Source organism: Marisediminitalea sp. (assembly GCF_984433645.1).
Genome location: NZ_CFIDRX010000144.1, coordinates 1 through 10,893, shown reverse-complemented (window position 1 = coordinate 10,893; position 10,893 = coordinate 1). Strand labels below are relative to the sequence as shown.

6 protein-coding genes are annotated in these 10,893 nt (G+C 46.9%); 4 read left to right on the top strand and 2 right to left on the bottom strand.

Features of this window, described 5'->3' with window-relative positions; all coding sequences use genetic code 11:
- The 4 genes from AC4MRN_RS15805 to AC4MRN_RS15790 form a co-directional block, all read left to right on the top strand.
- On the top strand, window positions 1–644 hold a 644-nt coding region (locus tag AC4MRN_RS15805), incomplete at its 5' end, for an NHL repeat-containing protein (protein WP_491203817.1).
- A 147-nt stretch (window positions 645–791) separates the two neighbouring features.
- Window positions 792–1,388 carry a hypothetical protein gene (locus AC4MRN_RS15800; protein WP_491203816.1) on the top strand — a complete coding sequence of 199 codons (597 nt, stop codon included), beginning with the start codon at window positions 792–794 and terminating at the stop codon, window positions 1,386–1,388.
- A 906-nt stretch (window positions 1,389–2,294) separates the two neighbouring features.
- Window positions 2,295–5,327, top strand: coding sequence for a TonB-dependent receptor (locus AC4MRN_RS15795; RefSeq protein WP_491054702.1), 3,033 nt, complete (start codon window positions 2,295–2,297; stop codon window positions 5,325–5,327).
- A 184-nt stretch (window positions 5,328–5,511) separates the two neighbouring features.
- Complete coding sequence (locus AC4MRN_RS15790) at window positions 5,512–9,162, top strand: VCBS domain-containing protein (RefSeq protein ID WP_491203815.1); 3,651 nt, start codon at window positions 5,512–5,514, stop codon at window positions 9,160–9,162.
- Window positions 9,163–9,439: 277 nt separating this feature from the next.
- On the opposite strand, the gene AC4MRN_RS15785 is transcribed toward AC4MRN_RS15790, so the two are convergent.
- Window positions 9,440–10,414: a DUF4097 family beta strand repeat-containing protein gene (locus tag AC4MRN_RS15785; RefSeq protein WP_073316722.1), complete on the bottom strand. Its 975-nt coding sequence runs from the start codon at window positions 10,412–10,414 to the stop codon at window positions 9,440–9,442.
- Between the two features lie 15 nt (window positions 10,415–10,429).
- Window positions 10,430–10,893: hypothetical protein (locus tag AC4MRN_RS15780; protein ID WP_491203814.1), on the bottom strand; the 464-nt coding region annotated here is incomplete at its 5' end.

The window sequence follows — 10,893 nt, the reverse complement described above, 5'->3', positions numbered from 1 at the left end:
ACATGAGTGAATCGGCTCTGGGCAACCCGGCAGACATTCATCACGACACGCATACCGGCGAGGTCATCATCGCCGATGGTTACATCAACAAACGTATCATTGGCTTCTATACCAAAAGCAATGAATTCTCAAGACTGTGGGGCGCATATGCCACTGCGCCAGGCGGCGGTACTCGTGATGGCGACTTTGACGTATCACAAGCCACAGCCGGTGCCGATGGCATTAATTTAACAGCCCGCAACTTTGGCGACATTGTGCATTGCGTGACTAAGTCACCCGATGGCCGTATTTACGTGTGTGACCGCCGCAACAACCGTCTGCAAATCTTCAAGGACGACAGTGATGGCAACATGACCTTTGTTCGAGATCTGGTTATCTCGGGGGAAACCATGGGCCTGGGCACCGCTACCGACGTGGCGTTTTCGCCTGACAACAAATACCTGTATGTTGCCGACATGATGAACGGCCGTATCTGGGTTCTCTGGCACGACACTTACGAAGTCCTTGGCAGCTTTGGCCGTAACGGCCGTTATGCTGGCCAATTTACCTGGTTGCACAGTGTAGTGAGTGACAGCAACGGAAATCTATATACGTCCGAAGTCTCTACCGGACGCCGGGTACAGAAGTTTGTGTTGGTGGAGTAATGGATGAGTTTTATATACGTTTTTGAAGTATAGGGTACGAATAGGTAATAAATAGATGAGCTCAGGAAGCTTTGTTCACTTAGTGACGTTTGTTTGTGTACTCTATAAGATGAATTTGGAAACGGATGAACTTTCAAGGAACGACTTATGTTTAATAATCACAAAAAATGTGTTTTTACGGGAACAGTTTTAGCGCTTTCCTCCACAATAGTACTCAGCGCGGAAGCCGCCTCCACGTCCTCCGAGCTTTTTAAACAGCCTGAAAAGTATCCGGCTAAATCAGTCAAAGAAAGTCGCCCGGCCTGTGTTTTTACTGAAAATCCAGAATACGAAGCACCTTTATGGGTATGTGGTGTACCGATTGAGAATATCGCTCTGTCACAAACGGGATTGGGCGCTGATTCGACCCGCGCTTATCTTGATGCACTTCAGAGGCTGTTAAACTATTTTGGCACCTTAACGTCAAATTTAACGAAGGAAAATGACGATAAAGATTTTGAAAACTATACAGGCGCAAACTTCACAATTGATGAAAGCCTGTTTATGTTTACCGAATACTCAATATTAAAAACTGATGAGCAGGATAAGTTTGGCCGGTTTTATGAGACGTTTTTGACTACGTTAACAGTGCAAGGAGAGCTGACCCTTTATAACGAGGTTTCCACTATAGGCATACTTAGCGATGAAGGGCTACCTGATACGATTAGAAACTCAATTATTAGTGGGAAGGGGAAGTGCGATTGAAATTACACTTATTTTGAAACCCACTTAAACGATTACCACTTTGCATCTCAAAGTACCGAAGACCCGAATGGTTGTTCTTTTTCGGAAGTGGTAGATTATTTTGACGAGAGAGGTATTCATTTAACCAGGCATATTCAGGGCCCCAACAACGGACATGCCTATGTTTTGCTTAGCATGGATGAAGCTACCTACATAGCAGCTCAAGAAAGTATATATAGCTCTTTGAACGGACACTAGTTTCGTCTTTCCACGGTTAACAAGTTAGGTGAATAACAACGCAAACAAATCGCTCCCCCCACAATTCGTGAAGACTTAAACATTTACGCTATAATTCAAAGCTACTGTTCATCAACTCATAATGCCACCCCAATTGGTTAACCAATTTAACATTATTGAGTACGAGGTAGTCTTTTTTCACACTCTGCAATTTTTGAAAACACACAACGTGACGGAATAACCAGAGTTTAGATTCTGAAACTATACCAATTTATGTATATACTGCGGCATGGACGGGTAAGTGATGGAAGTGTTAGGATGCTGCTTTGTAAGCCTATACGGAGCGTCAACTTTGCACTCACTCTAAGTGATTTAAGCGATTCTCCCCTTCCGCACCGATCATCCCACCTTAAAAAATTTTGATAAATTTTAATTAGATAGATGAGCTTCAGCATTCGAAAGTCGACGTCCTGTGCACCTAGCCCCACCCGTTCAATGCAATGTTTCAACCACTGACCAACTCAACCTCCCTTCCCCAAAACGCCATTGGTAAAATAATTTGGTAATAAAAACCGACCAATTGGTTGCCAATTTGGTAACAATCAAATATATTGATGACACAATTAAATAACAATTAAATAACAGCAACGGTTCTTAGTTGCTCGAAACATTAACATCGGAGAACTCCATATGTCGGTGAAATCAGGGAAACACAAGGACGATAACCATCAGCAAAAAACCTTCAGGCTTTCACCAGTTACCAAGTTGGTAAAAGCTGCGGTTATCGCCTCGGTAGCCAGTTCAGTCGCGTTAACAGCAACGGCGCAAGAAGCTGAAACGGAGACCAATGCTGAAGACAATGTAGAGGTTATTGACGTTGTCGGCTCACGAAAAACGATTCAGGATCAAATTGCCATTAAACGTGAGTCTACAACGGTACTTGATGGTTTATCTGCAGAAGATATTGGCGACCTTCCAGCGCTGTCAATTGGTGAAGCATTGGAATCTATCACCGGTGCTTCTTCTCACCGTGAAAACGGCGGTGCGACTGAAATCACAATTCGAGGTTTAGGTCCGTTTCTTAGCGCAACGCATATCAATGGTCGGGAAGCAACGAACGGTAGTGGTGACCGCTCTGTTAACTTCTCTCAATTCCCTTCCGAGTTAATGAAAAAGGTCGGCATCTATAAAACGCAAGATGCATCAATGATCGAAGGTGGTGTAGCAGGTGTCATCACCTTAGAAACGTTAAAGCCACTGGATTTTGGTAAGCAGCGTTTTCAGACTGAATTTAAGCTAAATGCCAACCCGGACGAGTTTAATGTCGATAACTCACTACATAGTAAAGTAGGTTATCGGGGTACCGTAAGCTACGTTGACCAATTCGAATTTAGTAGTGGTCAGGAGCTTGGTTTATCAATCGGTATTCAAAGGCAGGATATTAGTCAACCGGAAGCTGAATACCGCAGTTCCAGCCCAACGGGCTCCTCTTTGTGGGCCTGTTTGAATGACCCAACCAATAGCAACGAAGGTTTCTTCCGTAGCTCAGCTGGTGATTGTGAAGATCAGGTCGCCGGCAGCAACAATCAGGGCTATCAAAATAGCATAGATCCAAACACCGGACGAGCCCAGGACGCAGGAACACCTTACGCGTGGACAGGTTCTAGCCGAAGTTTCCGTCAGAATGAAACATCAGACGAACGGGATGCACTATTCATCGGCTTGCAATTCAGACCTTCAGATAGCTGGGATATCAACTTTGACGCCCAGATTTCTGATCGCGTCCAGTCGGAAGCCCGTCACGATTTACTCTTTTTGCAAAAGCGTGTCACCCCTGGTGTAACCGGTGAAAACCTGATTACAAACTCAGTCGGCGGAATTCTTCACTGGGAAGGTGAAGAGCGCTTCGAGTCAGCCGGAGAGCAATTCTCTCGTGAAGAGAATTATCGCGGCTATGGCTTGAATATCGAGCACTTCGTCTCCGATGTGCTATCAGTCAGTGCCGATTTCAGCTACTCACAAACTAAAAGAGAAGAGTTACAAATCTCTAACCGGGGTCGCACCAGTGGCCGCCCGTTTTTCACTTGGGATATGGGCGAATATATCCCTAACCTGACGGTGACTGATTTCGATGTAACGGATATTTCTAACTTTACTGATAGCTTGCGTACTCGATTAGATCGCGAAAATGTGCGAGATAACGAAATCATGGGCGCAAGACTGGACTTTGAATACTTATTAGGCGGAGACACCTTTAGTAGCATTCAAGGGGGCCTCAGACGGTCAGAACTTTCCTTTGTTCAATTTGGCGGAAGTAACGGTAACGGCTCAAGAAACGAGTACAATTTAGATGAAAGTGTTACCTCTGCCATTGATGTGCTTGAAAGTTGCCAAATAGACTTCCCTGAAACCAGCTTCTTATCAAATGTCTCTGACGGTGATCTCATTACGCATGTGGACAGTTCAGGCAACGTTGTTAGCAGTGGTACAGGGTCCTCGTGGGCAACCTATGACAATGTATGCTTCTCTCAGGCAGTGGCGTTATCTGAGGGTGCCGAGTTTGGTTATCCAGAGGTGGTGTACGAAAATTCCGGCACAATAGACGTAACGGAAAAAACCACCGCAGCTTACCTAATGGCAAGCTATGACACCGAAATGTTCGGTAAATTCATTCGTGGTAATTTCGGCGTTCGCGTAGTAGACACAGAGGTAACGTCTATCGGCTTTAGACAGGCTGTCGAAATTACGGCTGATGAAAACGGTATATTCCAGCTCACCAGAAGCCCGGACAACATTGAACGCGTTGTAGGCGGCGGTGATTACACCAAAGTCTTACCCAGTTTCAATCTGGTTGTAGACTACACCGATGATATTTTGTTAAGAGCCGGCATTTATCGCGGTATGTCTCGTGCTAACCCCTCTGATATGGGTTATAGCCGAGACTTTATTGAAGACCTGGGCGCCGACCCAACCACTATCAGCGACTTGCTGGTAGGCGTTAATGGCTCAGGCAACCCAGACCTTCAGCCGCTTATGTCCTGGAACTATGATTTAGCTATTGAATGGTATCCAAATGAAGATTCAATCTTTGCTTTCGGTTTGTATCACAAGCAGTTTAATGGTGGCTTCCAACAGCAAACACAATTGGAAAATTTCATTGTTAATGGTGAAGCAATCGCACTCCCCATCACCAACTCGGTTACCACCGACGAATCAAGCAGTCTGACAGGTATTGAAATCTCTGTTGCCTACCGTTGGGAAAGTGGTATAGGCGTTAAACTTGGCTATAACTATGCAGACACTGACTTCGAGTTTGAAGACAGTAATTACGGTAGTACGTTTGAGACCGACTTAGACGGCGTTACTACACAACTTACAGAAGGCATTGTTCCTCCTGGATCTGTTCCTGGGTTTTCTGAGCACGTATTTAGCGGTCAGGTTTACTACCAGATTGGTGATTTCGACACCGCACTTATCTACAAATACCGTAGCGAATACTTCCAGCCTTATACAAGCAATGGCACACGACTTCGTTTTGTTAACGACGTAGGTGTGTGGGAAGCCCGCGCATCTTACAAAATCAACAAAAACCTGCGCGTGAAAGTAGAAGCCATCAACTTGTTTAGCGAACCTCGCTCAGATGACTTCTATGTACTTGGCAACACGGGTCAGGTTAGCGATTACGGCCCGCGATTGTTCGCCGGTATTAGCTTCAAATACTAATGATGTGTAGCAGCGGATTCTTACAATTCGACAAGATTTAAAACAAACAATTTAAACATCAGGGACATGTCAACGCCACAAAAACGCGTTTGGCATGTCCTCTCAAGTTTGCCAGGTGTACGTATTTGCCCTCTCAAAAAAAGTAGCACAACACTTGGGAATGGAACTTTCAGGAGTAGAAAGCATGGTTAAAAAGTTATTTGTACCCGTCATAGCCGCAACTGCCTTAGCGGGCTGTTCAGGCAGTGATGATGCAGAATTAGACAAAAATAGCCGAGGAAGTATTACCATATCGGGAGACGAATTTATTGCTGGCGTTACGCTTACTGCAACGGCAAGCGATCCCGATGGCATTATCGAAGATACACTGAAATACGCCTGGTCTACTGGTGCTACCGGCCCAACTTACACCATTACCGAGGCTGACGAAGGTACGGTAATTTCTGTCTCTGCCAACTATACAGATGAAGCAGGTTTCACCGAAGGGGTTGGCGCATCAACATCAACGGTTAATCCTACGCTGAATGTCACAGCTAATGTGGTTAAAGGTCCGGTTAGTGGTGCTAGTTGTGACATTTTTGCCGTTGACGACACTGGCGTAGCAATAACGCCAGCTCAGGCATCAGCAACGTCCGACGAAACCGGAAGTGTGACATTCACCGACGTGCATTTTGAAGGAACTGGCCTGGTATCTTGTACAGGTGGAACCTACCTTGATGAAGCCACAGGCAACACGCTAGACGCTCCAGCAATGCGTTCAGTACTGAACGTTGTAGAAGGCGATGCAGATACGCCAGCGCCTACCTATGTGGTATCACCGTTAACTGAAATAGCTGTGCAAGGCGCAGCGTCAGATTTAAACACGTATGCTGATGTAGCGGCGGCTTATCACCTGCGTTTCGGTATTCGTTTTGACGCTTCCGAGGTAACACCCACCGCTATCGGTGTAACACCATTGGGGGCTGAAGGCGCTGAAAATGCCGACAGATACGGTTCAGTGCTTGCCCTCTTATCTACTCTAGATGCCAACGATCCAGACAACGATATGGCTGCACTACTGGCTGAACTTGCTACTGATTTGGCTGATGGGGCATTCTCTCAAGACAATCTTGATGCACTCGAAATGGCGCAAATCAGCCTACAAACGACATCGGCTGTAGCAGGTGATGTAGATTCCTCAGTTCTCGACCTTGTTGGCGCTGCCATTGGTTACAACAACACGCCGGTAGCCGCCATCATTGGTGGAACGTTAGCAGGCACGGTTGAAAATACAGCAACAGCTCCTCTCATTGGCTTTGTGACGGTAGATGATCCTAACTTCTTGGAAGATGCCATCGTCGCTCAAACTGATGTAGCGCTTGATTATGGCTCATTCAGCATTGCTGAAAATGGGGAATGGTCGTATACCGTTGATCTTGCAAATGAAACCGTGGCCAATCTGGAAGTCGGCAACTCTGTGCGCGATTACGTCACTATTGAATCTGTGGATGGCACCACAGCCGAGATTTCCATTCGCGTGGCAGCATTGACGCAAGTCGTAAAAATCTCAGATACAGGTAGTGACACTGGTGAAATCAGATTTAGCGTAGACAACCTGCGTCAAGGCAAGTTAATGGCCTCTTTCTCAAAAGAAGAAGCCCTTGGCAGCGATGGTAACATTAAAGATGCTTACATTACCCTCTACGGTAGCTCAGGCAGTTCAAGTGAGTCTCTTATCGACTTGCGCATTCAGGGCAATCAAACCGATAGCTCAGGCTTAGCTATTGAGCCTCGCTTCTTAGTACGAAATACGGATAGCGATGCCTACCCGGGTTCAATCGTTACCGCCCCCTTTGTTGAAGAGCAGTTCTACGACGTAGAAATTACCTGGAACATGGACAATGCCGAACAGCTGACCGTGAGCATTAACGGTGAAGTCATCGGTGGCGGCTCGTTCTCGACAGCAGCCGTTGTTGATTCTGACTTTACAGATTTAGATCAATGGTTCGCCGATGGCGTAAAAACTGTTCAGTTCAGATTTGGAGATAACGACAGAACCATTCCTTTTGGCTCGTTCTATGTTGACAACATTGCGGTATATTCAGATACAGACGGTACTACTGCGGTATTTGAAGACAACTTTGAAAATTACGCGGTCGGTGAAACCCTGGACGGCGATACCAGTCAATACAGTCTGGCAATCTACTCTGAAGTTGTGGTATTCGACGTAGGTGATGGCGAAGCAGAGCCAACGCCAGCGGTATTCTTTGACTTAAAAGGCGCCACAACAAGCGATGCGGTTGACCCGGCCACGGGCATGGTCAGTGTGCTCGACCCAGATGCTGGCGAAGCATTCATTGTACCGGCTTCCACCGTGAGTACTTACGGTATGTTTACCATCATGGAAGACGGCTCTTGGACATATACTGTAGATACAGCCAACCCCACCATCGCAGCACTGGTTAGTGGTGAACGCGTAACAGATACCATCACAATATCTTCTGTTGATGGCACCACTGCTGAGGTTGAAATTACCATATCGGGTGTAGGTGGTGACACAGGTGGTGCTAATAAGGTTGCGGTGATTAGAGACACCGATGCAAGCGACACCGGTGAATTGCGCTATGCCTTAGGCGATGATGGTCCGCTTGCGGCTGGCAGAGTAACGGCTTCTGTTATGCGCCTGGATGATGACTTCGGTGACGGCGATGCCTTTATCACACTGTTTAACTCAGCAACAAACAACGACGGTGCTATTCTGGACCTGCGTATCAGAGACGATAGCTTTGGTGTGCGCAGCCCAAGTGATGTAGATACCTCAGCAGCAACTGTCATTTTGGGTGAGTTCATGGATGTGGTTATCACCTGGGAATACCCGGAAGGTAATCTGGAAACTACCCCGCTGGTTACTGTTGAAATTGATGGTGTTAGTTTCACTGCTGAAGGCTTCACCCCAGATAACAACGCAACGGGCGGCGTTACGCATGTAGCCTTTAGATTTGGTGACAACAGTGGCGTAAGAGCTGACACTGGCACGTTTACCATTGATGACCTTGTTATTTACTCCGACACCGATGGTACGACTGAAGTCTTCTCTGATGATTTCGAATCCTATCTTGATGGCGATTCACTGGATACAGACAACCCTGCCTCTGTGTACAACTCAAGCACCTCAGAAGCAACGGTAGAAACCATTGGTGATGTTGGTGGCCCGGGTACAGAGGGCAACAAGTTTGCTGAAATCCGCGATACAGATGCTTCTGATACGGGTGAACTAAGATATGCGCTGGGTGATGACGGCCCGTTAGCACAAGGTCGATTTGAAGTAGCAATTAAACGTCTTGACGATGACCTGGGTGACGGTGATGCGTTTATCACATTGTTTAACTCAGCCACAAACAACGACGGTGCTATTCTGGACCTTCGTATCAGAGACGATAGCTTCGGCCTTCGCAGCCCAAGTGATATAGACACGTCTGCCGCTACTGTCGTACTTGACCAGTTTATGAATGTGGTTGTGACATGGGAATACCCTGAAGGTAATCTGGAAGTGAACCCATTGGTTACCGTTGAAGTTGATGGCGTAAGAATGACCACCGACGGATTCACACCAGATAATAACTCCGTAGGTGGCGTTACACACATTGCCGTTCGCTTTGGAGATAACAGTGGAACAAGACCAGACACAGGCGTGGTATCGGTAGATAATTTCACAATCTACTCAGATACCGATGGTTCTACGCAGGTATTTATGGATGATTTTGAATCATACCTTGAAGGTGATTCTCTTGATACCGACAATGCAGCATCGCTCTACAACTCTTCTACCTCTGAAGCTGTGGTAGGCGTAGAATAAGTAGCGTCCAACAACGAAAGTAAGGCGGGAAACCGCCTCAAATTAAGACTCCCCTCTATCGAGGGGAGTCTTATCTTCTAAAACTGCTCCCCACTAATGACATACCAATTGCTAAGTTCGACCTCGCCTGTCTATTAACGTATATAGTAAGTTATCTTCAGTCAGAACTAACCGGCTCACTGATGCCTTTTACAGATAATGTCAGAACGCCATTTTAGCCTGCACGCATTAAAAAAGGGAGCATACTGCTCCCCCTGTTCAAAACAATCATCCGCGATTACTTGTCCAGCGTGATCCGGCCATTCACGGTAGACACTCTGACTTTGCCTTCACCGCTGCCCATGGTGAAATCAATCCAACGGCCCGGGCCATATTTTGACTTTTTGACTTCGGTGTCATTCAGGTTGTTAATGATCTTGCCACCTGCATGCGCTTCTACTTCAAAACGGGCAGATACATCAGACTGGAAGGATAATTCGATACGACCGCCTACCGAGTCCACTTCTACTTCGCCCCCTTTGGCCAGCGTCATATTAACTTTTGCATTGCCGTTTACCGACGCCATCGACAGTTCACTGACGTTGCCCAGCATCAGCTTGGAGTTGCCATTCACTGTTTCCAGTGAGATCTCTCTGCTGTTACTTTGCAGGTCAATCTCGCCGTTCACGCTGGTTACTTCCAGGCTGTCTTCACTAACGTGCTGCACTTCCATATCGCCGTTCACCGACTCAATCACAAGGCTACCCGATACGTTAATCACCTCGATATCACCATTAACCGACTCTACGTTCACGCGGCGAGCAAGGTCTTCCAGCAAAATGTTGCCGTTCACAACTTCCACTGACGTACCGCCTTTCACCCCACTTACTTTTACATTGGCATTCACGGTTTCATAAGACAATTTGCTGTTCACCGGTACATAAACTACCAGGTCATCTTTTGAGTCGTCTTTGTCTTCCCAGCGATAATGATTGTTCTTCACCTCAACATCGATGACCACGGTATTACCACGTTTTTCAAAGGTAAATTCTTCAGTTAACTCGCCCAAGGTACCGCTTACCCTTACCTGATCCTTGTCCCAGGTTTTGATTTCGGCTTTACCGTACACGTGCTCCATTTCCACCGTTGGCGAACTGCTGGTGTCGAGCGTCTGATCGACTTTTTGCTGTGCCCAGGCCATTCCTGATACCGCCAGCACGATTGCACCTACACCAACTCGGCGCAGCAAAGATGAATTAAACGTCATATTCATGATCTATCCTCACAGTTAAATTTGTTGCCATTTGGGCGCGTGCACTCGCTCAATCAGGTCAATTTGTTGTTGATACACGCTTTGCAGCATTCGCAAGAGCGCCATGTTATTCGGATCGTTTTCCAGTGCGGCCTTAATCGCATCGGCCGCCGACTCAAGTTCAGCCAGTTGTCCCTGCCAGTTATCAGCCACGGCATTCTGGTCCTGGTAGGCCACCAGAAGTGAAGCTTTCTGAGTTTCAAATTGTTTACTCATCTGGGCAACCACCGTTGGATTGGTAGAGCCCACTGGTTGCTGCCCACCGCTCATAAACAGCCATACCAGTACTGCTGGTAAAACTAAGCCAGCTGCCGCCGCCAACGGCCACCGCGAACGCGCCGGCTGGGCAGGCGCATCATGGGTAATGGCCAGTTCGATGCCCTGCCATAAATCCCGTGATGGCTTAATATCCTCGGGCAGCTTGTCGAGTTGATGCTTTA

Coding starts and splice junctions, on each gene's coding strand:
- AC4MRN_RS15790 (WP_491203815.1), top strand. CDS start 5,512: ATGGTTAAAAAGTTATTTGTACCCGTCATAGCCGCAACTGCCTTAGCG.
- AC4MRN_RS15785 (WP_073316722.1), bottom strand. CDS start 10,414: ATGAATATGACGTTTAATTCATCTTTGCTGCGCCGAGTTGGTGTAGGT.
- AC4MRN_RS15795 (WP_491054702.1), top strand. CDS start 2,295: ATGTCGGTGAAATCAGGGAAACACAAGGACGATAACCATCAGCAAAAA.
- AC4MRN_RS15800 (WP_491203816.1), top strand. CDS start 792: ATGTTTAATAATCACAAAAAATGTGTTTTTACGGGAACAGTTTTAGCG.